The organism is Novosphingobium anseongense (assembly GCF_037482895.1).
Lineage (GTDB): Bacteria > Pseudomonadota > Alphaproteobacteria > Sphingomonadales > Sphingomonadaceae > Novosphingobium > Novosphingobium anseongense.
In genome coordinates this window covers 451,290-470,834 of record NZ_JBBHJZ010000002.1, presented here as the reverse complement: position 1 = coordinate 470,834, position 19,545 = coordinate 451,290, and the positions used below count along the sequence as shown (strand labels likewise).

Below are 19,545 nucleotides of genomic sequence, written 5' to 3'. Positions count from 1 at the left end.
ACGCCCCGGTCCGTAAAACGGTTCCGCCGTGCTAGACGGTGAAGCTCTCGCCGCAGCCGCAGGCGCCCTTTGCGTTCGGGTTCTGGAAGGTGAAGCCGGCGGTGAAGTCGTCCTCGACCCAATCCATCGTCGAACCGATCAGATAGAGCACCGAGGCGCTGTCGATGAAGAACAGCCCGCCCGGCGTCTCGATCCGCTCATCGAAGCCTTGCGCCTCGGTCACGTAGTCGACCGAATAGGCGAGCCCCGAACAACCGCGGCGCGGGGTCGAGAGCTTGACACCGATCGCATCGGCAGGCGCCTGGTCCATCAGCTTGGCGATCCGCGCTTCGGCCGAAGGCGTCAGGATGACGGCGGCAGGGCGCTGGCGGGTCTTGACCTCGGTCATCACAACATCCCCAGTTCGAGCTTCGCTTCGTCGCTCATCTTGGCCATGTCCCACGGGGGATCCCAGACGAGATTGACCTCGGCATCGCGCACGCCGGGCACCGCGCTGACGCGCATCTCGACCTCGCCGGGCATCGATTCGGCGACCGGGCAATGCGGTGTGGTCAGGGTCATGGTGATCGCGACCGAGCCTTCGTCCGACACCTCGACGCCGTAGATCAGGCCGAGCTCATAGATGTTCACCGGGATCTCGGGATCGTAGATCTCCTTGAGCGCCTCGATCACGCCATCATAGATCGATCCGCCAGGCTCGCCGGCAGCAATGCCTTCTGGCTTGGCCGCGAGGAAACCCTCGAGATAGTCGCGCTTGCGCTCCAGCTTCTCGGCCGGAGCCTCGATGTCCTCGACGCGCGCCCGTGGCGGCGGCGAGACGGCCTCGACCTCTTCCACGCTGAACTTGGTCTCTTCCTCACTCATCCGAAGATCCTCTTGGTCCTCTCGATGCCGCGCAGCAGCGCGGCAATGTCGCTTTCGTCGCTGTAGACGCCGAAGGAGGCGCGCGCCGTCGCCGGCACGCCGAGCCAGTCCATCAGCGGTTGCGCGCAATGATGCCCGGCGCGGATCGCCACGCCTTCCTCGTCCAATATGGTGCCGAGGTCGTGCGGATGCACCCCATCGAGCGCGAAAGAGACGATGCCCGCCGATTCCTCGGGTCCGAACACGGTCACCGAATTGAGCCGGCGCAGTTCATCGCGCGCCTGGGCGGTCAGCGCCATCTCGTGCGCGGCGATCTTTTCGACGCCGAGCGCCTTCACATAGTCGACCGCCGCGGCGAAACCGATCGCCTCGATGATTGCGGGGGTGCCGGCCTCGAAGCGCGCCGGAGGCGGCGCATAAGTCGTCTTCTCGAAAGTCACACGATCGATCATCGCACCGCCGCCATGCCAGGGGGGCATCGATTCGAGGATTTCGGCTCGCGCCCAGAGCGCGCCGATGCCCGTCGGGCCATAGATCTTATGCGCCGAGAACACGTAGAAATCGGCACCGAGCGCCGCCACGTCGATCGATAGGCGCGGCACGGCCTGACAGCCGTCAATCAGCACCTTCGCACCGACGGCCCGTGCAAGAGCCACGGCGTGTTCCACGTGGAGCATCGAGCCGAGCACGTTCGAGACATGTGCCAAGGAGACGAGCTTGTGCGCTGGCGTCAGGATCTGCTCGGCCGCGACGAGATCAATCAGGCCGTCCCTGGTCAGCGGACAGACGTCGATCTCTATGCCGACACGGTCGCGCAGCAGCTGCCAGGGAATGATGTTGGCGTGATGCTCGAGCGTCGAGAGCAGCACGCGGTCGCCGGCCTTGAGGTGGGTGTTGCCCCAGGCGTGGGCGACGAGGTTTATCGCCTCGGTCGCGCCGCGGGTGAAGACCAGCTCGTGCTCGGGCGCGCCGACGAAGCCCGCGATCGTGCGTCGCGCCGCTTCATAGGCCAGCGTCATGTCGGCCGAGCGCGCATAGACGCCGCGGTGGACCGTCGCATAGTCGGCGCCCATCGCGCGCACGGTCGCGTCGATCACCGCCTGCGGCTTCTGCGCGGTCGCGGCGGTGTCGAGATAGTGCCAGGGCTTGCCCTCGGCGGTCAGCAGACCGGGAAAGTCGTCGCGCACCGAACGCAGGCTCATACGATCGCCTCCAGCCGCGCGAGCGCGAGCGCCTGCAGGCGCTCCTCTTCGGGCGCACCGGTGAAGGCCTCGGCAATGAAAGCCTGCAGCATCAGCCGCTTGGCCTGCGGCGGGGTGAGGCCGCGCGACTGCAGGTAGAACAGGCCCATCGCGTCGAGCTCACCCACCGCGCAGCCGTGCGCGCACTTGACGTCGTCGGCGTAGATCTCGAGCTCGGGCTTGGCATTGGCCGTCGCCGTGCGGTCGAGCAACATGGCGCGGACCGACTGGCTGGCATCGGTGCCATCGGCCCCGCGCGCGACCGCGACCTTGCCGAGGTAGGTGCCCGTCGCCCGTTCGCCGAGAACCGAGCGGACGATCTGGCTGCTGGTGGCGTTCGGCTCCGCATGGCTGACCTCGGTGACGATCTCCAAGGTCTGCGCGCCCGAACCGAGCTGCGCCGCGCCCAGGGTGAAGTCCGCGCCCTCGCCCAGCCGCACGTCGACCGCGACGCGGCCGAAGACGTTGCCGGCGTTGAGAATGCGCAGGTCGAACCGGGCGCCGGCCTCGATCTCGATCAGCAGGTGTCGCGCCACCGCGCCCTCACCCTCTTCGACCACGCTCAGCGATGTGCTTTGCCCGCTCGGCACGAGAATTTCTTCGCGCGCGACGGGCCAGACGCCGGCCAGGGCATCGAGATCCGAATAGCGAAACGCCTCGTCCTTACGCGTGGGAAGTTCGGCGACTTCGCTCACGCCACCGCCTCGTAGCCCTGTTCCTCGAGCTCGAGCGCCAGCTCGGGCCCGCCGGTCTTGACGATGCGGCCGCCGGCGAGGACATGGACGAAATCGGGCTTCACGTAGTCGAGCAGCCGCTGGTAGTGCGTGATCAGCAGCACGGCCTTGCTCGGCTTGCGCATGATCGCGTTGATGCCTTCGCCGACGATGCGCAGCGCATCGATGTCGAGCCCCGAATCGGTCTCGTCGAGGATCGCCAGCTTGGGATCGAGGATGCCCATCTGGACCATCTCGGCGCGCTTCTTCTCGCCGCCCGAGAAGCCGACGTTCACCGGCCGCTTGAGCATGTCCATGTCCATGCGCAGCAGGCCCGCCTGCTCCTTGGCCAGCTTGAGGAACTCGCCGCCCGAAAGCGCCGGCTCGCCGCGGCTCGCGCGCTGGGCATTGGCCGCCTCGCGCAGGAACTGGACGAAGGACACGCCGGGGATCTCGACCGGATACTGAAAGCCGAGGAACAGACCCGCGGCCGCGCGCTGGTAGGGCTCGAGTTCGAACAGGTCCTTACCGTCGAAATCGACCGAACCGCCGGTCACTTCATAACCGGGCCGGCCGCCGAGCGTATAGCCGAGCGTCGACTTGCCCGCGCCGTTCGGCCCCATGATCGCGTGGATTTCGCCTGCATTGATCTGCAGCGAGAGCCCCTTGAGGATGGGCTTGTCGGTCCCGGACGCGGTGACGTTGGCCTGGAGGTTATCGATCTTGAGCATCGGTGTCCTTACGGCGCCGCCTGCGGGCGCCCTGAATGATCGGAAAAGCGACGGCGACCGCGATCCAGCTAGCCGCGCTCATCGGCGGCTGTCCCTGTCGCGATCGCCCTTGTAGCCACCGCGGCCGTTGCCGCGCGGCCTTGCGCGCTGCTCCGCATAGCGCGCCTTCATCTCGGCGACGATCTTGGCGGTGACGGCCTCGACATCGGCCAGCACCTCGGCCGCGGGAAAGCGCAGCACCTTGATGCCGACATGCTCGAGGCTGGCGTCGCGTCGCCGGTCGAGCTCGGCATTGGCGTCGGGCTCGTCGATCTCGACGACGATCTTGAGCGACTGCGAAGCGAAGTCGACGATCGCCGAGCCGATCACCACCTGCCGCCGGAAGCGAAACTTGCCGAGCTCGGCCGCGACCAGCGCCTCGCCCAGCAGGCTCTGCGCCTCGGTCGGCGCGCGGCGCATCTCGCGCGCAGTCTCATGCAAGGTATCGAGCCGCGATTCGGCAATATTCCAGCCGCGCCCTTTCTTCTGGAGCTGCGGCGCCTCGGCGCGCTCTTCGGGCGGGAGGACGGAGAGAGTCTTTCTGGTCAACCGACCGATCCTTCAAGAGAAATGCCGAGCAGCTTCTGCGCCTCGACCGCGAATTCCATCGGCAGCTGCTGGAGCACTTCCTTGGCGAAGCCGTTGACGATCAGCGCCACCGCCGATTCCTGGTCGAGCCCGCGCTGCATCGCATAGAACAGCTGGTCGTCCGAAATCTTGCTGGTGGTCGCCTCGTGCTCGATCTGCGCGGTGGGATTGCGCACCTCGATATAGGGCACGGTGTGCGCGCCGCAGTCGCCGCCGAGCAGCAGGCTGTCGCACTGGGTGAAGTTGCGCACGCCCTCGGCCTGGGCGCCGACGCGGACGAGACCGCGGTAGGTGTTGTTGCTCTTGCCCGCCGAAATGCCCTTCGAGACGATCGTCGAGCGGCTGCCCTTGCCGTTGTGGATCATCTTGGTGCCGGTATCGGCCTGCTGGTAATTGTTGGTCACCGCGACCGAGTAGAACTCGCCGACCGAATCCTCGCCGTTGAGCACGCAGGAGGGGTACTTCCAGGTGATCGCCGAGCCGGTCTCGACCTGGGTCCACGAAACCTTCGAGCGCTTGCCCTGGCAGAGCGCGCGCTTGGTGACGAAGTTGTAGATGCCGCCCAGCCCTTCGGCATTGCCGGGATACCAGTTCTGCACGGTCGAATACTTGATCTCGGCATCGTCGAGCGCGACCAGTTCGACCACGGCGGCGTGGAGCTGGTTCTCGTCGCGCATCGGCGCGGTGCAGCCTTCGAGGTAGCTGACATAGCTGCCCTTGTCGGCGACGATCAGCGTCCGTTCGAACTGGCCGGTGTTCTCGGCATTGATGCGGAAATAGGTCGACAGCTCCATCGGGCAGCGCACGCCCTCGGGAATGTAGACGAAGGTACCGTCGGAAAAGACCGCGCAGTTGAGCGCCGCGAAGTAGTTGTCGTGCGTCGGCACGACCTTGCCGAGCCACTTCTTCACGAGATCGGGATATTCGCGGATCGCCTCGCTGATCGAACGGAAGATCACCCCCGCGGCCTCGAGCTCCTTGCGGAAGGTCGTGGCGACCGAAACCGAATCAAACACCGCATCGACCGCGACCTTGCGTGCGCCGGCGACCCCGGCGAGCACTTCCTGCTCGGCCAGCGGAATGCCCAGCTTCTCGTAGACGCGCAGGATCTCGGGATCGACCTCGTCGAGGCTGCCGAGTTCCTTCTTCGCCTTCGGCGCGGCGTAGTAGTAGGCGTCCTGGTAGTCGATCGGCGGCACGTTGAGCTTGGCCCAGTCGGGCGGCGTCATCGTCAGCCAGAGGCGATAGGCCTTGAGCCGCCATTCGAGCATCCACTCGGGCTCGTCCTTCTTGGCCGAGATGAAGCGGACGGTATCCTCGGACAGGCCCTTGGGCGCGAATTCGGTCTCGATCCCCGACGACCAGCCGTGCTCGTAATCGGCGACCTTCGCGGCGGCGTCGCGCGCGGCCTGATCCTTCAGGGTGATTTCCTCGGTCATAGGGCAGTCTCGGCCAGATAGGGCTGTGCGGGTTGCGGCTGAACCTCGGCCAGCTTGGTCAGCGACACCTGCGCCAGTGCACCGCGCAGGGCGGCGGTGACGATCGGCCAGTGCGGACGGACCATGCAGGCCGATTCGAGCGTGCAGTCGTTGCGGCCGTGTTCGACGCAGGCGGTCAGCGCGATCGGCCCTTCGACCGCCTCGACGATATCGGCCAGGGTGATTGCCGCCGCAGGGCGCGCGAGCTTGAGTCCGCCGCCGACGCCGCGCGACGAGCGCAGCAGGCCCGCGGCGGTGAGCCGGCTGACGAGTTTCTGCACGGTGGGTGCCGGGAGGCCGGTCTCTTCGGCCAGTTGCGCCGCCGAAACGCGCGCGCCACCGCAGTGCCGCGAAGCCGCAGCCATCGTGACGACGGCATAGTCTGCCATGCTCGACAAGCGCATCTTGAGAACCGTTCGCAAAATCGGAGTGATTCGTTCCGGTTTCAACTAGGAGCCATGCGCCGACAATTCAACCCGGCGCTTCCCGTCGCGGCTTGCGAGCAAAAAAAGGCGGCCCCTGGTCAAGCCGGGGGCCGCCGCTAAAGTCGAGAACTCGCTGCAGAATTGCTGCGAGCCCTTCGGGTCGCACGGCCGCGTTATGCCTGGCGCCGCCCAAAAAATTGTACGAATGCGACACGATAGCACTCCAACCTCGTAGTTTTACGATGAATGGATCGGTGGGCGATCGTGATGTCGCAGATTGAGCCAGATGCCCGACCGAGGCTATGGCGGAAACGATGTTCTATTCCCTGCTCCGACCCGCCTTGTTCCGACTCGACGCCGAACGCGCCCACGTGCTCGCGCTCAATGCGCTCAAGCTTGCCCCCGCCGGCCGTCGCGCGCCGACCGGCGGACCGCTGGCCGTGAACGTGGCCGGCCTGTCCTTTCCCAATCCGGTCGGCATGGCGGCTGGCTTCGACAAGGACGGCGAAATTCCCGACGCGCTGCTGGGCTTGGGCTTCGGCTTCGCCGAGGTCGGCTCGATCACCCCCCTGCCCCAAGCCGGCAATCCCAAACCGCGCCTGTTCCGCCTGGCCGAGGATCGCGCGGTCATCAACCGCATGGGCTTCAACAACCGCGGCGGCGCCGAGGCGGCCGAACGGCTGCGCGCGCGCAACGGGCGGCCGGGCGTGGTCGGAATCAATGTCGGTGCCAACAAGGATTCGGCCGATCGCGTGGCCGACTATGCGATGATGACGCGGCTGATGGCACCCTATGCGTCCTATCTCGCGGTCAACATCTCCAGCCCCAACACCCCCGGCCTGCGCGCCCTGCAGGACGAAGGCGCGCTGACCGCGCTGCTCGACGCCGTGCTCGAAGCGCGAGGCCAGCCAGGTCCGCCGATTTTCCTCAAGGTCGCGCCCGATCTCCAGCCCGCCGACATCGATGCGATCGCGCGGATCGCGCTCGGCAAACAGCTCGGCGCGCTGATCGTCTCGAACACGACGATCTCCCGCCCGCCCCTCCAGTCGCGCCATGCGGGCGAGGCCGGCGGGCTCTCGGGCGCGCCACTGCGCGACCTGGCGCAGCAGCGGATCGTCGACTTCCGCAAGGCCACGGGCGGCGCGCTGCCGCTGGTCGGCGTCGGCGGCATCGCCACGGCCGAAGACGCCTGGGCGCGCATCCGCGCCGGCGCCAGCCTCGTCCAGGTCTACAGCGCGATGGTCTACGAAGGCCCCGGAATCGCCCGCAAGATCGCACGCGGTCTTGAAAATCTGATGCGACGCGACGGCTTCTCCTCGATTGCCGAGGCGGTCGGAAGCGGTTAGCCCTGCTGCAATGCAACACAGGCTTCTCGCTTCGCTTGCCGCCGCCCTGCTTCTCGCGGGTTGCGCCACCGCTCCGCAGACTCCGACCGCAAGCGTCCCGCGCTACGACAAGGGCATGGTCAGCGCCGCCGATCCGCGCGCGGCCGAAGCCGGCGCGCAGGTGTTGCGCGAAGGCGGCAGCGCCACCGATGCGGCGCTCACCATGCTGCTCGCGCTCAACGTGGTCGAGCCGCAAAGCTCGGGCATCGGCGGCGGCGGTTTCCTCGTGCTCGACGACGGGAGGGGCACGGTAGAGACGATCGACGGCCGCGAGACCGCGCCCGCTGCGGCAACGCCGCGCTGGTTCGAGATCGGAGGCAAAGTTCTGACGACGGCCCAGGCCATCCCCGGCGGGCTCAGCGTCGGCGTACCCGGCAATCTCAGCCTGATGGAGCAGGCGCACGCCCGCCACGGCAAGCTCGCCTGGAAGCGGCTGTTCGATCCCGCGATCGCGCTGGCCCGCGACGGCTTCGCGATTTCGCCGCGCATGCGCCAGTATCTCGATCGCTCGCGCGGCACCGGGGCAATGACCGCCGAGGGCCGCGCGCTCTACTACGGCGCCGACGGCAATCCGCTGCCCGTGGGCGCCTTGGTGAAAAACCCCGCGTTGGCCGCATTTCTCACCCGGTTGGCGAACGAAGGCGCCAAGGCTTTCTACACGGGCGCCAATGCCGAGGCGATCGCCAAGGCGGTCTCCACCACGCCGCGCAACCCCGCACCGATGACCGTGGCCGACCTCGCCGCCTACCAGGCCAAGCCGCGACAGCCGGTCTGCACCCTGTACCGCGCCTACAAGGTCTGCGGCATGGGACCGCCCAGTTCGGGCGCGACGACGGTCCAAGGCGTGCTCGGCATGCTCGAGCGCTTCGACATCGGCGCCATGGGCAAGGATTCGCCGCAGGCCTGGCACTTGATCGCCGAGGCCGAGCGGCTCGCCTATGCCGACCGCGACCGCTATCTCGCCGATGCCGATTTCGTATCGGTGCCCGTCGCGGGCCTCGTCGCGCGCGACTATCTGGCCCGGCGCTCGCAGCTGATCGCCCCCGACCGGACGATCCCCGCGGTCGAGCCGGGCACGCCCGCCGGGGCCAAGGCTGCGCTGGCCGACACGCTGACGCCCGACGTGCCCTCGACCTCGCACTTCGTCGTGGTCGACCGTTATGGCCGCGCGGTGACCAACACCTCGACGATCGAGAGCTCATTCGGTTCGGGACTGATGGTCAACGGCTATTACCTCAACAACGAGCTCACCGATTTCAGCCTGGCGCCCGAACGCGACGGCAAGCCGGTGGCCAACCGCGTCGAAGCCGGCAAGCGCCCGCGCAGTTCGATGGCGCCGACCCTGGTCTACGGCCCCGACGGCAAGCTGCGGCTCGCGGTCGGCGCGGCCGGCGGCGCGACGATCCCCGTCCAGGTGCTGCGCGTCATCATCGGCGTGATCGACTGGAACCTGCCCGTCGGCGATGCGCTCGCCCTGCCCGTGCTCTTTGCGCCCGGCGGCACCCAGGTCTTCGTCGAGAAGGGTTCGGCGCTCGAAGCCATGATCCCCGCGCTCCAGGCGCTCGGCCACGCCGAAGTCGGGGCTCGCGAACTGCCGCTCAAGGCCAATGCGATCGAGGTCGTCGGCGGCAAACTGCGCGGCGCCGCCGACCCGCGCAGCGAGGGCGCGGCGGTTTCCGAATAGCCGCGCCTTGCTGGCAGCCTCTGCCCGCCCTAGACGTTACGCCATAGTCATGGTGAGAGGCGAGCAGGGGTGCAGCTTTCCGATTTCGATACCAGTAACAGTCTTGTTGCCCTGTTCCTGTCGCGCGCCGACGAACTGGGCGACAAGCCCATGCTCTGGGCCAAGCGCGACGGCACCTGGCAGTCGATCTCCTGGGCGGAGGCGGCGCGGCGCGTCTGCCTGATCGCCGAGGGCCTGCGCGCGCTGGGTCTCAAGGCCGGCGACCGCGTGCTGCTCGTTTCGGAAAACCGCCCCGAATGGTGCCTGGCCGATCTCGGCGTGATGGCCGCGGGCTGCGTGACCGTACCCGCCTATACGACCAACACCGAGCGCGATCACCTCCACGTCCTCGAGAACTCGGGCGCCTGCGCGGTGATCGTCTCCGACGCCAAGTTGGCCAAGGCGCTGCTCCCCGCGGTGCTCCGTTCGAACCTCGCGCAGCACGTCATCAGCCTCGAACCGCTGCGCGCCAGCCAAGCGGGCGCGATCGCCTACCACGCCTGGGACAGCCTGCTCGCAGGCGACGCGCAGGCCGCGCGCGCCGCGGTCGAGGCGCGGCTGGCGACGATCGGGCGCGGCGACCTGGCCTGCATCATCTACACCAGCGGCACCGGCGGCGCGCCGCGCGGGGTCATGCAGCACCACGGCGCGATCCTGCGCAACGTCGATGGCGCCGCCCATGTCCTCGCCGAGGATTTCGGCTGGGACCGGTCGGCCGAGCAGGGCGAAGTCTTCCTCTCGTTCCTGCCGCTAAGCCACGCCTACGAGCATACCGGCGGGCAATACCTGCCGATCGGCATGGGCGCGCAGATCTATTACGCCGAAGGGCTCGAGAAGCTCTCTTCGAACATCGAGGAGGTGCGCCCGACGATCATGGTCGTCGTCCCGCGCCTGTTCGAGGTGTTGCGCACGCGGATCATCAAGCAGGTTGAGAAGCAGGGCAAAGTCGCGTCCTACCTGATGGACCGCGCGCTCGCGCTCGGCGAACGCAAGGCGCAGGACAAGTCGCGGTTGATCGACCGGCCGATGGACCTGATCCTCGAGCGCACCTTGCGCCCCAAGATCCGCGCGCGCTTCGGCGGGCGGATGAAGGCGCTGGTTTCGGGCGGCGCGCCGCTCAATCCCGACATCGGCGTGTTCTTCGATGCCATGGGCCTGGTCCTGCTCCAGGGCTACGGTCAGACCGAGGCAGGGCCCGTGGTCAGCGTCAACCGCCCCAACGTCGGCAGCCTCAAGGGCGACGGCATCAAGATGGACACGGTCGGCCCGCCTTTGCGCGGCGTCGAAGTGAAGATCGCCGAGGATGGCGAGATCCTCGTCCGCGGCGAACTCGTGATGCACGGCTACTGGCGCAACGAGGCCGAGAGCGAACACGTGCTGCAGGACGGCTGGCTCTCTACGGGCGACATCGGCCATCTCGACGCGCACGGCCGCATCGTCATCACCGACCGCAAGAAGGACATGATCGTCAACGACAAGGGCGACAACGTCTCGCCGCAGAAGGTCGAGGGCATGCTGACGCTCCAGCCCGAGATCGCCCAGGCCATGGTCGCGGGCGACAAGCGGCCCTACCTCGTCGGGCTGATCGTGCCCGATGCCGAATGGGCGCTCGAATGGGCGCGCGCCAACGCCGAGAAGTTCGACATGAAGGCGCTGCAACGCCTGCCCGCCTTCCGCACCGCGGTGCGCGAGGCGATCGACCGCGTGAACCGCGACCTCTCGGTGATCGAGAAGGTCCGCCAGTTCTGCTTCGCCGACGAGGCCTTCGCGATCGACAACGACGAGATGACGCCGAGCCTCAAGATAAAGCGCCACAAGCTGCGCGATCGCTATGGGGCGCGGATGGATGGATTGTACAAGGGGTAGTCCGATCCTCTCTCTTGGCTAAGGCACCAGGGTCGTGAACAGCCAGGTCGCGAAGATCACCAGGTGGACGACGCCCTGCACCACCGTGGTGCGCCCCGTGCCCAAGGTGAGTGAGGCCACCAGCAAGGTCAGCGCCAGCATGACGACGCCGTGCATCGACAGGCCCAGCTCGAGATCGAGCCCGATCACCAGCGCGGTCACCGCCACGGCCGGGATGGTCAGCCCGATCGTCGCCAGCGCCGAGCCGATCGCCAGGTTGAGGCTGGTCTGGACGCGGTTGACGCGCGCGGCGCGATAGGCGGCGAAGCCCTCGGGCGCGAGCACGAGCGCGGCGATGATGATGCCGACCATCGCCTCGGGCGCTCCGGCCGCCCGCACGCCGGCCTCGATCGACGGCGACAGCGCCTTGGCCAGCATGACCACGCCGACCAGCGCGACGAGCAGCATCGCCCCCGCCGCCAGCGCCTTGGTGCGCGTGACCGGCGCTTCGTGCGCGTGATCGTCCTCTTCGGGATGGAGGAAATGGTCGCGGTGACGGATCGTCTGCGCGACCACGAAAGTGCCGTAGACCACGAGCGAGATCACCGCCGCGAAGGCGAGCTGGGTCGGCGAATAGAAGGCGCCGCGCGCGCTGGTGGTGAAATTGGGCAGGACCAGCGTGGTCACGGCCAGGGTCGCCAGCATGGCAAGCCCGGCGCTGACTCCCGACTGGGTATAGGATTGCTCGTGATGCCGCCGCCCGCCGGCGAGCAGGCAGACGCCGACGATACCGTTGATCGTGATCATGATCGCGGCGATCAAGGTGTCGCGCGCGAGACTGGGGGCGCCGTCGCTGAGCATGATCGAGACGATCAGCGAGGTCTCGATCACCGTGACCGCGAGCGCGAGGACCAGGGTGCCGAACGGCTCGCCGAGGAAATGGGCGAGGATCTCGGCATGATAGACCGCGGTCATGACGATCGCCGCCAGCAGGACGGCGACGATGAGGACGAGCGTGAAGGAGGACGGCTTGCCCAGCGCGATCGCGGCGAGGCCAAGCAGCGGAACGGCGATCGCCCAGGGAGCGAGACCGAACGTGGGAAAGCCGGATCGTGCCGGTGCGGGATGGTTCATCGCGGCACTATAGCCGCGATGCCCGTCAGGCCAAGGCCGGTGGGGCCTTGGGAAACCTTAGCTTACGCGGCTTCCTTCTCGATCCACTCGGGGAAGAAGCAGGGTTCGCGCGTCGACCAGCCCGGCGCCGTGGCGGCGGCTTCGCTGATCGAGTGCAGCAGCTTCTTGCGGCGGTCGGGACGGATCTGCGGCAGCGCGGCGGCAGCACAGAAGGCGCTGGGCAGCCACGGGCGGACCGGGGCGCCGAGCAGACGCTCGTAGAGGAAGCGATAGGCCGAGAAGCAGGTGATCCGCTCCTGGGCGAGGTCGAAGCCGGTCACGCGGACCAGCTTGCCCATGAATTCGTCGAGGCCTTCGAAGCCGTTCTCGTCGGGGGTCACGCCGCGCAGGGCCTTGAGCTCCTGATAGGCGACGTACTGCGATCGGATCGAAGCCACCTCGGCGGCATCGCGCGCCCAGAGCTTGAACGCGTCCTGACGGCCGAGGCCGATGTCGAGGCTGCGCCGGATGTAGCGCTGCTCGCAGGAGCTGAAGCTGGCGAACTCGCGCAGCTCATTGATCGTCAGAGAAGCCGTACCCGTGCTGGCCATGACTAAAGACCCTCGTCGCGGGCCTGATCGCCCGACAAGCAGACTTCACCAGAATAGGGTTATCATCGGGTTAACCACGCCACGCACGACGCCCGATCGGGCGTTAGACTTTGGTGGGAGGGGGGAGGATTTCGATCCTCCCCGGCACGGGGAGGTGGCGCAATCTAAGCGCGTGACGGAGGGGGTTCTCCGCCAACGCAGCGCCAACCGACAGCCCCCTCCACCATTCGCTTCGCGAACGGTCCCCCTCCCCGTACCGGGGAGGATAAGCCTCAGATCAACCCCGCCAGCGGGCTCGACGGGTCGGCATATTTGCGCGTCGCCATGCGGCCCGCCAGATAGGCGTGGCGTCCCGCCTCGACCGCGAGCTTCATCGCGCGGGCCATGCGGATCGGGTCCTTGGCCTCGGCGATCGCGGTGTTCATCAGCACGCCGTGACAGCCCAGCTCCATCGCCACGGCCGCTTCCGAAGCCGTGCCAACGCCGGCGTCGACGAGCACGGGCACGTTCGCGCCCTCGACGATCAGGCGCACGGTCACCTTGTTCTGGATCCCCAGGCCCGAACCGATCGGCGCGCCGAGCGGCATGACCGCCACGGCGCCGACTTCCTCGAGCTGCTTGGCCGCGATCGGATCGTCGACGCAGTAGACCATCGGCAGGAAACCTTCCTTGGCCAGGATCTCGGTCGCCTTGAGCGTCTCGCGCATGTCGGGGTAGAGCGTGCGCGCCTCGCCCAGCACCTCGAGCTTGACCAGGTCCCAGCCGCCCGCCTCGCGCGCCAGCCGCAGCGTGCGGATCGCGTCGTCGGCGGTGAAGCAGCCGGCGGTGTTGGGCAGGTAGGTGATCTTCTTGGGATCGATGTAGTCGGTCAGCATCGGCGCCTTGGGATCGCTGACGTTGACCCGGCGCACGGCGACGGTGACGATCTCTGCGCCCGAGGCCTCGACCGCCGCGGCGTTCTGCGCGAAGTCCTTGTACTTGCCCGTGCCGACGATCAGCCGCGAGCGGAAGGTGCGGCCCGCCACGGTCCAGCTGTCGTCATCGCTCGCAGCGTGATCGCCGCCGCCGACGAAGTGGACGATCTCGAGCACGTCGCCATCGCCCATGACCGCTTCGGCCAGGGTCGAGCGCGGCACGATCTCGCCATTGCGCTCTACCGCGACCTTGAGCGGGTTGAGCTCGAGGCTCTCGACGAGCTGGGCGATCGTGGCGCCGGTGGCGATGCGGCGCGGCTCGCCGTTGACGGTGAGGGAAAGTTGCCCCGAGGATTCTTGAACGGTCATGCCGCAGGCAGATAGCGCTCAGGCGGCGTGACGCAAGTTCCGTATATGGGCAGTTGCCACGAGCGCGACGCCGGCGATCGTCAGCACCGCCTCGGGCAGGCCATGGCCGACGAACAGCGCCGAAGTCATCAGCGCCAGGCCGGCGCCACCGATCAGCAGCGGGCCGGCGCGGCCGTGGCGCAACACGCCAAGGCCCAGGGTGAAGATGCCGACGACGATCGCGAGCAACAGGCCGATCTCGTGGATCGCCGGCGCGAGCAGAGCCTGGCCGCCGAGGCCCAGCACCGAGACGAGCACGATTCCGGCGATGCAGTGCAGCGCGCAGAGACCCGAAAGGAGCATCCCGACGCGATCGAGCCGGTCACGAATCGAGAGAATGGCGCGTGTCATCCCGCCGAATTATGTAATGTTGTATCATCGTGCAACCCATCAGCGCGGAATTTTATGCGATGGCGCACCTCGGAAAGCCCGGCTTGCGATTTCGTCTGCTCCGGCGCAGGACGCGATCATGTTCGATTCCACCCCTTTGCGGCCCGTCACGGCCAAGCCGCTGGCGCTGGCGCACTGGCTCTTCGCGGTTGCGGCGATCGTCATCCTCATCGTCGCGGTCGGGGGCATCACCCGCCTGACCGAATCGGGTCTGTCGATCACCGAATGGAAGCCGGTGACGGGCGCGATCCCGCCGCTGACCGAGGCGCAGTGGCAGGCAGAATTCATCCGCTACCAGCGAATCCCGCAATACACCGAGGTCAACGGCCCCGCCGGCATGACCCTGGCCCAGTACAAGTTCATCTACTTCTGGGAATGGGTCCACCGCCTGCTCGCGCGGATCGTCGGCCTGGCCTTCGCGCTGCCGCTCGCCTGGTTCTGGGCGAAGCGCCAGATCCCGGCAGGCTACAAACCGCGCCTGGTCGCGCTGCTCGCGCTCGGCGGGCTGCAGGGCGCGATCGGCTGGTGGATGGTCTCCTCGGGCCTCACCCAGGACGTCAAGGTCAGCCACTTCCGCCTTGCCGCGCACCTGCTCGTCGCCCTCGCGACCTTGGGCGGCCTCGTCTGGACCGCGCTCGACCTGCGCGCGCTTGCCCGCGGCGAACCGCGCTCGCGGCTGAGCTCCTTCACCGCGCTCGCCTTGGTCATGCTCGTGGTCCAGCTGTTCTTCGGCGCGCTCACCGCGGGCCTGCGCGCAGGCCACGTCGCCAACGACTGGCCCTTGATGCAGGGTAGCCTGTTCCCCGAGGGTGTCGAATGGGCGCTGGGGCCGATCCACACGCTGTTCAACGATCCTTATCTGATCCACTTCATCCATCGCTGGTGGGCCTGGGCCGTCGTCGCCGTACTGGTCGTCATGGGTCGCAAGCTCAAGGCGCACGGGCAGCGCCGGCCCTCGATCGCGCTGCACAGCGCTTTCGGCACGCAAGTGATCCTCGGCGTGTTCACCGTCTGGTCGGGCATCGCGCTGTGGCTCGCCGTGGCGCACCAGCTCGTCGGCGCGCTGCTGGTGGCCGCGACGGTCTGGGGTGCGCATGCGCTCGGCGGACGCGGTAGGACCGGACGGGGCGACTGATGCAACAGCTCGGCCCCGCGCTGATCTGGTGCCCCTTTCCCGACGCTGCGACGGCCGCTGCCACCGCAAAAACGCTGCTTGACGAAAGGCTGATAGCCTGCGCCAATATCGTGCCCGCCATGCTCTCGCTTTTCGAATGGAACGGCGAACGCGGCGAGGCGACGGAGGCGGGGGCCTTGCTCAAGACGGACGCGGCATTGCTGCAGCGCGCGATCGCGCGACTGGGCGAGGAACATCCCTATGAGGAACCGGCGATAGTCGCCTGGCGCTGCGACGAAGCGGCGCCCGCGACCGCCGCCTGGCTCGGAGCGCTGACGCGGTGAGCCGCGCGATCTGGATCGCCGGCGCCGCTGCGATCATGCCTTTGGCGGCGATCGGTGCCGCGCAGGCCCCGGCCATGGCGGGAGCCTTCAATCCGCCCGCCGCGCCACTGCTTCTCACGCGCACCCTGCGGCACGAGCTGCACGACGGCCAGGCCGTGATCACCCGCCGCGCCTATCGCGTGCAATTCGTCGCCGAGCGCGACGGCTTCCGGCTCGACGGTACGCTCGCCGAAGTCACGGTCGAGGCACCGCCAGGCCTCGAAGCCCTCGCCGCGCTCGAACGCAAGCGGCCCGACGCCGCGCTGTTCCCGATGCAGCTCGATGCCGGCGGCCGGCTGCTCGCCGCGCCCGAAGTCGCGCCGAGCCTGGTCCAGCGCCAGGCGATCGGCGTGGCCGCCTCGCAGATCGCGCAGATGGACCTGCCACCGGGCGACGCGGCCCAGGCGCAGGGGTTCGTTTCGCAATTGCAGGCGCGTCCCTATCGCACCGCCTGGCCGCTCGACCTGTTCCGCCCCCAGCCCGGCGACCGGCGCGAGAAACGCGCCATTCCGCTCGCTGACGGCCTCAACGGCCAGGTGACCACCGAGATCGCCGCGCGCGCCGATGCCGCCTCGGGCTTGCTGGCCGCTTTCAGCCGCAAGGTGACCACCGATCTGGGCGGCAACACGCGCGTCGTGGTCGAGGAATGGACCCTGACGCCGGCGCCCGAGGCCTAGAGGTATTATTTTACCTCCTCGCAAAACGCCTGATTTGCTTGACTTCCGAAGCGCTTTGCACGAATGGCCCGCCTTCGCTGCGCCTCTCGGTAACGGGATTCGCACGTTACCAAGGGAATAGACCCTCCTTTATCATAAGGAAGATTGAGCCATGAAGGCGCTCAGCAAGGTCACCCGGTCGATCAAGCCGGCCGAGGTGGAGAAGAACTGGCATCTTATCGATGCCGACGGTCTGGTGGTCGGTCGCCTCGCGGTGATCATCGCCAACATCCTGCGCGGCAAGCACAAGCCGAGCTTTACCCCGCACGTCGATTGCGGCGACCACGTCGTCGTGATCAACGCCGACAAGGTGCGTCTGACGGGCAACAAGCTCAAGCAGAAGACCTACTACAAGCACACCGGCTATGCCGGCGGCATCAAGGCGGTCACCGCTGCCAAGGTTCTCGAAGGCCGCTTCCCGGAGCGCGTCCTGGAGAAGGCCGTGGAGCGCATGATCCCGCGCGGCCCGCTGGGCCGCGACCAGATGCGCGCGCTGCATCTTTACGCCGGCGCCGAGCATCCGCATGGTGGCACCCAGCCCCAGCCGCTCGACGTTGCCAGCCGCAACCGCAAGAACAAGGTGGGTGCCTGATGTCCGATAACACCGTCACCGATCTGGCCGACCTCGGCCAGCTCGCCGCCGGCGCTCCCGCCGCTGCTCCGACCGACGACGCTGTCGAAGCGCCCGTCGTGCGCACGGGTCCGCCCGCGCCGATCCGCGAAAAGGAAATCGACGCCCAGGGCCGCGCCTATGCGACCGGCCGCCGCAAGGACGCCGTCGCCCGCGTGTGGATCAAGCCCGGCTCGGGCAAGATCACCGTCAACGGCCGCGATCAGGAAGTCTACTTCGCACGTCCGACGCTGCGTCTGGTCATCAACCAGGTGTTCGACGTCGCCGATCGCGCAGGTCAGTACGATGTCGTCGCGACCGTCAAGGGTGGTGGCCTTTCGGGCCAGGCCGGCGCGGTCAAGCACGGCATCGCACAGGCCCTGAGCAAGTTCGAACCGCTGCTGCGCAGCTCGGTGAAGTCCGCGGGCTTCCTGACGCGCGATCCGCGCGTCGTCGAGCGCAAGAAGTACGGCCGCGCCAAGGCACGCCGCTCCTTCCAGTTCTCGAAGCGCTAAGCGTTTCCTTCCGGAACACGAAAAGGGTCAGCTTCGGCTGGCCCTTTTTTTGTGCCTGCAATCCGCGGCCCGCCTGGCCGACAGCAGCCGACTGTCGGGCCATTGTCGAGCGGCTGTCGTTGGGCGACAAGCTTGGCCTCGCTAGTCCGGAAAGCGAACGAAGGAGGCACCATGATCGTCCAGAAGATGCGGTTGCAACGTGGCTGGTCCCAGCAGCAACTTGCGGATCTCAGCGGACTGAACGTCCGTACGATTCAGCGCATCGAAAACGGACAATCGGCCAGCCTCGAATCGTTCAAGGCATTGGGCGCCGCGTTCAATGTCGATTTTTCCGAACTGCAGGAGGAAGCCGTGCGCGACATTGCCCGCAATCCCGAACAAACCGAAATCGCCCTGGCCTTCAGTCACGTTCGTGAGGTCCGCCAGTTCTATCACGGCCTCATCGTCTACGTGGCCGTGATGAGCGCGCTGGTCGCCTTCAACCTATCGGCTACGCCGCGCGTACTCTGGGTGATCTTCCCTGCGATCGGCTGGGGGCTCGGCCTGGCGGGCTGGGCTCTACGTGTGTTCGAAGTCATTCCATGGTTCGGTCCGGAATGGGAACGACGTCAGGTCGAGAAGCGGCTGGGTCACAAACTCTAGCCTTTAGCGCCATCCGACCTTCAAGGCCGCGGGAAACCGCGGCCTTTTTGCTGCCTGCGCCGGTAACACGCATAAATAGGAACCACGCATCACAAGCTATCTTGCAATGAACAATACCATGTTATAGACAGTCTCCATAGCAGGAGACCGATTCGTGCCAGAGGCCATCGAAATACAGCTCAAGAAGGGGGTGCTGGGACTTTGCGTCCTGGCGCTGCTCTCGCGAGGGAACAGCTATGCCTACGAGATCGCCAGCACGCTCTCGCATGCGGTGGATATGGGGGAAGGCACGATCTACCCCCTGATGCGGCGCATGCAGAACGAGGGGCTGGTCGCGACCTATCTCGAGGAATCGCCCTCGGGCCCGCCGCGCAAGTATTACAAGCTGACCGAGGCCGGCCATGCCAGTCTCAACACGCAGATCGCCGAATGGCGTTCCTTCACCGCCGCCGTCGAGGGCCTGATCGGCCAGGTCGGCGCGGCATCCACACCCATCGACAACGACAACCGCGCGGGAGGCAATCATGACGCGTGACGAATTCCTCAAGCGCATGCGGCGCGATCTCGCCGGCCTGCCCGCGGATCGCATCGACGACGTGCTCAACGACTACACCGACCACTTCGACGCCGCCCGCGAGGACGGTCGATCCGAAGCCGAAGTCGCCGAGGCGCTCGGCGATCCCGGCCGCCTGGCGCGCGAGCTTCGGCTCGAGGCCGGGATCAAGAACTGGGAAGAGGTGCGCTCGCCGTCCAACGCCTGGACGGCGGTAATCGCCCTGCTCGGGCTCGGCGCGATCGACATCCTGATCCTGCTGCCGATCCTGGCATCGGTGGTCGGCGTCATCGTCGGCTTCTTCGCCGCGATGATCGGCCTGTTCATCGGCGGCGGCGGTGTCCTCATCATCGGCCCGTTCCAGGGCTTCCCGGGCGGCTCGGCCGCGGCGATCCTCACCGGGCTCGGCATGATGGCCGCCTCGGTCGCGGGCACCGCGCTGCTGACCATCGTCACAATTTGGCTGGTCAACGGCCTGATGTGGTTCGGCCGCCTCCACTACCGGGTGGTCAAGCCCGCCATCGACGCTCAAGCCTGAAGGGGC

General features: G+C 67.3%; 23 protein-coding genes. 11 read left to right on the top strand and 12 right to left on the bottom strand.

What is annotated here, in order from left to right; all coding sequences use genetic code 11:
- Nucleotides 1–31: 31 nt before the first annotated feature.
- From WG901_RS10960 to WG901_RS10925, 8 genes are all read right to left on the bottom strand, one after another.
- Nucleotides 32–388, bottom strand: a complete 357-nt coding sequence (locus WG901_RS10960) for a HesB/IscA family protein (protein WP_339587105.1) — start codon at nucleotides 386–388, stop codon at nucleotides 32–34.
- On the bottom strand, nucleotides 388–864 hold the full coding sequence (locus WG901_RS10955; RefSeq protein ID WP_339587104.1) for an SUF system Fe-S cluster assembly protein: 477 nt from the start codon (nucleotides 862–864) through the stop codon (nucleotides 388–390). The genes WG901_RS10960 and WG901_RS10955 overlap by 1 nt, the downstream gene beginning before the upstream one ends.
- A complete protein-coding gene (locus WG901_RS10950) occupies nucleotides 861–2,066 on the bottom strand; it encodes an aminotransferase class V-fold PLP-dependent enzyme (RefSeq protein WP_339587103.1) in 1,206 nt (401 codons plus the stop codon). The genes WG901_RS10955 and WG901_RS10950 overlap by 4 nt, the downstream gene beginning before the upstream one ends.
- Nucleotides 2,063–2,800 carry a SufD family Fe-S cluster assembly protein gene (locus WG901_RS10945; protein WP_339587102.1) on the bottom strand — a complete coding sequence of 246 codons (738 nt, stop codon included), beginning with the start codon at nucleotides 2,798–2,800 and terminating at the stop codon, nucleotides 2,063–2,065. Before WG901_RS10945 ends, WG901_RS10950 begins: the two co-directional genes overlap by 4 nt.
- Nucleotides 2,797–3,549, bottom strand: a complete 753-nt coding sequence (gene sufC / locus WG901_RS10940; protein WP_339587101.1) for a Fe-S cluster assembly ATPase SufC — start codon at nucleotides 3,547–3,549, stop codon at nucleotides 2,797–2,799. The genes WG901_RS10945 and sufC overlap by 4 nt, the downstream gene beginning before the upstream one ends.
- 78 nt (nucleotides 3,550–3,627) lie before the next feature.
- Nucleotides 3,628–4,137, bottom strand: coding sequence for an endonuclease domain-containing protein (locus WG901_RS10935; protein WP_339587100.1), 510 nt, complete (start codon nucleotides 4,135–4,137; stop codon nucleotides 3,628–3,630).
- Complete coding sequence (gene sufB / locus WG901_RS10930; RefSeq protein WP_339587099.1) at nucleotides 4,134–5,615, bottom strand: Fe-S cluster assembly protein SufB; 1,482 nt, start codon at nucleotides 5,613–5,615, stop codon at nucleotides 4,134–4,136. The genes WG901_RS10935 and sufB overlap by 4 nt, the downstream gene beginning before the upstream one ends.
- Nucleotides 5,612–6,058 (bottom strand): SUF system Fe-S cluster assembly regulator, encoded by a 447-nt coding sequence (locus WG901_RS10925; protein WP_339587098.1) that lies wholly within the window; start codon nucleotides 6,056–6,058, stop codon nucleotides 5,612–5,614. Before WG901_RS10925 ends, sufB begins: the two co-directional genes overlap by 4 nt.
- A 335-nt stretch (nucleotides 6,059–6,393) precedes the next feature.
- Here WG901_RS10925 and WG901_RS10920 point away from each other — a divergent pair, with 335 nt between their 5' ends.
- The 3 genes from WG901_RS10920 (at nucleotide 6,394) to WG901_RS10910 (ending at nucleotide 11,053) form a co-directional block, all read left to right on the top strand.
- A complete protein-coding gene (locus WG901_RS10920; RefSeq protein WP_339587097.1) occupies nucleotides 6,394–7,425 on the top strand; it encodes a quinone-dependent dihydroorotate dehydrogenase in 1,032 nt (343 codons plus the stop codon).
- Between the two features lie 10 nt (nucleotides 7,426–7,435).
- The gene (ggt, locus tag WG901_RS10915; protein WP_339587096.1) at nucleotides 7,436–9,148 is read left to right on the top strand and encodes a gamma-glutamyltransferase; all 1,713 of its coding nucleotides are present in this window, start codon (nucleotides 7,436–7,438) and stop codon (nucleotides 9,146–9,148) included.
- Nucleotides 9,149–9,217: 69 nt separating this feature from the next.
- Nucleotides 9,218–11,053, top strand: coding sequence for an AMP-dependent synthetase/ligase (locus tag WG901_RS10910; protein ID WP_339587095.1), 1,836 nt, complete (start codon nucleotides 9,218–9,220; stop codon nucleotides 11,051–11,053).
- Nucleotides 11,054–11,071: 18 nt separating this feature from the next.
- Here the strand turns inward: WG901_RS10910 and WG901_RS10905 are convergent, their stop codons facing one another.
- The 4 genes from WG901_RS10905 to WG901_RS10890 all read right to left on the bottom strand — a co-directional run bounded on the left by WG901_RS10905 (nucleotide 11,072) and on the right by WG901_RS10890 (nucleotide 14,429).
- Nucleotides 11,072–12,166: a calcium:cation antiporter gene (locus tag WG901_RS10905; RefSeq protein WP_339587094.1), complete on the bottom strand. Its 1,095-nt coding sequence runs from the start codon at nucleotides 12,164–12,166 to the stop codon at nucleotides 11,072–11,074.
- A gap of 62 nt (nucleotides 12,167–12,228) precedes the next feature.
- The gene (locus tag WG901_RS10900) at nucleotides 12,229–12,756 is read right to left on the bottom strand and encodes a hypothetical protein (RefSeq protein WP_339587093.1); all 528 of its coding nucleotides are present in this window, start codon (nucleotides 12,754–12,756) and stop codon (nucleotides 12,229–12,231) included.
- A gap of 272 nt (nucleotides 12,757–13,028) precedes the next feature.
- Nucleotides 13,029–14,039, bottom strand: a complete 1,011-nt coding sequence (gene thiS, locus WG901_RS10895) for a sulfur carrier protein ThiS (RefSeq protein ID WP_339587092.1) — start codon at nucleotides 14,037–14,039, stop codon at nucleotides 13,029–13,031.
- Nucleotides 14,040–14,057: 18 nt separating this feature from the next.
- The gene (locus WG901_RS10890; protein ID WP_339587091.1) at nucleotides 14,058–14,429 is read right to left on the bottom strand and encodes a MerC domain-containing protein; all 372 of its coding nucleotides are present in this window, start codon (nucleotides 14,427–14,429) and stop codon (nucleotides 14,058–14,060) included.
- Between the two features lie 118 nt (nucleotides 14,430–14,547).
- Here WG901_RS10890 and WG901_RS10885 point away from each other — a divergent pair, with 118 nt between their 5' ends.
- The 8 genes from WG901_RS10885 to WG901_RS10850 all read left to right on the top strand — a co-directional run bounded on the left by WG901_RS10885 (nucleotide 14,548) and on the right by WG901_RS10850 (nucleotide 19,539).
- Nucleotides 14,548–15,603: a COX15/CtaA family protein gene (locus WG901_RS10885; RefSeq protein ID WP_339587090.1), complete on the top strand. Its 1,056-nt coding sequence runs from the start codon at nucleotides 14,548–14,550 to the stop codon at nucleotides 15,601–15,603.
- Nucleotides 15,603–15,926, top strand: a complete 324-nt coding sequence (gene cutA / locus WG901_RS10880) for a divalent-cation tolerance protein CutA (RefSeq protein WP_339587089.1) — start codon at nucleotides 15,603–15,605, stop codon at nucleotides 15,924–15,926. The genes WG901_RS10885 and cutA overlap by 1 nt, the downstream gene beginning before the upstream one ends.
- Nucleotides 15,923–16,642, top strand: a complete 720-nt coding sequence (locus tag WG901_RS10875) for a hypothetical protein (RefSeq protein ID WP_339587088.1) — start codon at nucleotides 15,923–15,925, stop codon at nucleotides 16,640–16,642. Before cutA ends, WG901_RS10875 begins: the two co-directional genes overlap by 4 nt.
- A 151-nt stretch (nucleotides 16,643–16,793) precedes the next feature.
- Nucleotides 16,794–17,273, top strand: coding sequence for a 50S ribosomal protein L13 (rplM, locus tag WG901_RS10870; RefSeq protein ID WP_264444540.1), 480 nt, complete (start codon nucleotides 16,794–16,796; stop codon nucleotides 17,271–17,273).
- Complete coding sequence (gene rpsI, locus WG901_RS10865; RefSeq protein WP_339587087.1) at nucleotides 17,273–17,806, top strand: 30S ribosomal protein S9; 534 nt, start codon at nucleotides 17,273–17,275, stop codon at nucleotides 17,804–17,806. The genes rplM and rpsI overlap by 1 nt, the downstream gene beginning before the upstream one ends.
- A 171-nt stretch (nucleotides 17,807–17,977) precedes the next feature.
- A complete protein-coding gene (locus WG901_RS10860) occupies nucleotides 17,978–18,448 on the top strand; it encodes a 2TM domain-containing protein (protein ID WP_339587086.1) in 471 nt (156 codons plus the stop codon).
- Nucleotides 18,449–18,602: 154 nt separating this feature from the next.
- On the top strand, nucleotides 18,603–18,983 hold the full coding sequence (locus tag WG901_RS10855; protein ID WP_339587085.1) for a PadR family transcriptional regulator: 381 nt from the start codon (nucleotides 18,603–18,605) through the stop codon (nucleotides 18,981–18,983).
- Nucleotides 18,973–19,539, top strand: coding sequence for a DUF1700 domain-containing protein (locus tag WG901_RS10850; RefSeq protein ID WP_339587084.1), 567 nt, complete (start codon nucleotides 18,973–18,975; stop codon nucleotides 19,537–19,539). Before WG901_RS10855 ends, WG901_RS10850 begins: the two co-directional genes overlap by 11 nt.
- The last annotated feature ends 6 nt before the right edge of the window (nucleotides 19,540–19,545 follow it).

Excerpts from the sequence above, each read along its gene's own strand:
- rpsI (WP_339587087.1), top strand. The coding sequence starts at position 17,273 with ATGTCCGATAACACCGTCACCGATCTGGCCGACCTCGGCCAGCTCGCC.
- rplM (WP_264444540.1), top strand. The coding sequence starts at position 16,794 with ATGAAGGCGCTCAGCAAGGTCACCCGGTCGATCAAGCCGGCCGAGGTG.
- sufC (WP_339587101.1), bottom strand. The coding sequence starts at position 3,549 with ATGCTCAAGATCGATAACCTCCAGGCCAACGTCACCGCGTCCGGGACC.
- WG901_RS10920 (WP_339587097.1), top strand. The coding sequence starts at position 6,394 with ATGTTCTATTCCCTGCTCCGACCCGCCTTGTTCCGACTCGACGCCGAA.
- WG901_RS10905 (WP_339587094.1), bottom strand. The coding sequence starts at position 12,166 with ATGAACCATCCCGCACCGGCACGATCCGGCTTTCCCACGTTCGGTCTC.
- WG901_RS10900 (WP_339587093.1), bottom strand. The coding sequence starts at position 12,756 with ATGGCCAGCACGGGTACGGCTTCTCTGACGATCAATGAGCTGCGCGAG.
- WG901_RS10925 (WP_339587098.1), bottom strand. The coding sequence starts at position 6,058 with ATGCGCTTGTCGAGCATGGCAGACTATGCCGTCGTCACGATGGCTGCG.
- WG901_RS10955 (WP_339587104.1), bottom strand. The coding sequence starts at position 864 with ATGAGTGAGGAAGAGACCAAGTTCAGCGTGGAAGAGGTCGAGGCCGTC.
- WG901_RS10960 (WP_339587105.1), bottom strand. The coding sequence starts at position 388 with ATGACCGAGGTCAAGACCCGCCAGCGCCCTGCCGCCGTCATCCTGACG.
- WG901_RS10860 (WP_339587086.1), top strand. The coding sequence starts at position 17,978 with ATGATCGTCCAGAAGATGCGGTTGCAACGTGGCTGGTCCCAGCAGCAA.
- WG901_RS10850 (WP_339587084.1), top strand. The coding sequence starts at position 18,973 with ATGACGCGTGACGAATTCCTCAAGCGCATGCGGCGCGATCTCGCCGGC.
- thiS (WP_339587092.1), bottom strand. The coding sequence starts at position 14,039 with ATGACCGTTCAAGAATCCTCGGGGCAACTTTCCCTCACCGTCAACGGC.
- sufB (WP_339587099.1), bottom strand. The coding sequence starts at position 5,615 with ATGACCGAGGAAATCACCCTGAAGGATCAGGCCGCGCGCGACGCCGCC.
- WG901_RS10885 (WP_339587090.1), top strand. The coding sequence starts at position 14,548 with ATGTTCGATTCCACCCCTTTGCGGCCCGTCACGGCCAAGCCGCTGGCG.
- ggt (WP_339587096.1), top strand. The coding sequence starts at position 7,436 with ATGCAACACAGGCTTCTCGCTTCGCTTGCCGCCGCCCTGCTTCTCGCG.
- WG901_RS10890 (WP_339587091.1), bottom strand. The coding sequence starts at position 14,429 with ATGACACGCGCCATTCTCTCGATTCGTGACCGGCTCGATCGCGTCGGG.
- WG901_RS10950 (WP_339587103.1), bottom strand. The coding sequence starts at position 2,066 with ATGAGCCTGCGTTCGGTGCGCGACGACTTTCCCGGTCTGCTGACCGCC.
- cutA (WP_339587089.1), top strand. The coding sequence starts at position 15,603 with ATGCAACAGCTCGGCCCCGCGCTGATCTGGTGCCCCTTTCCCGACGCT.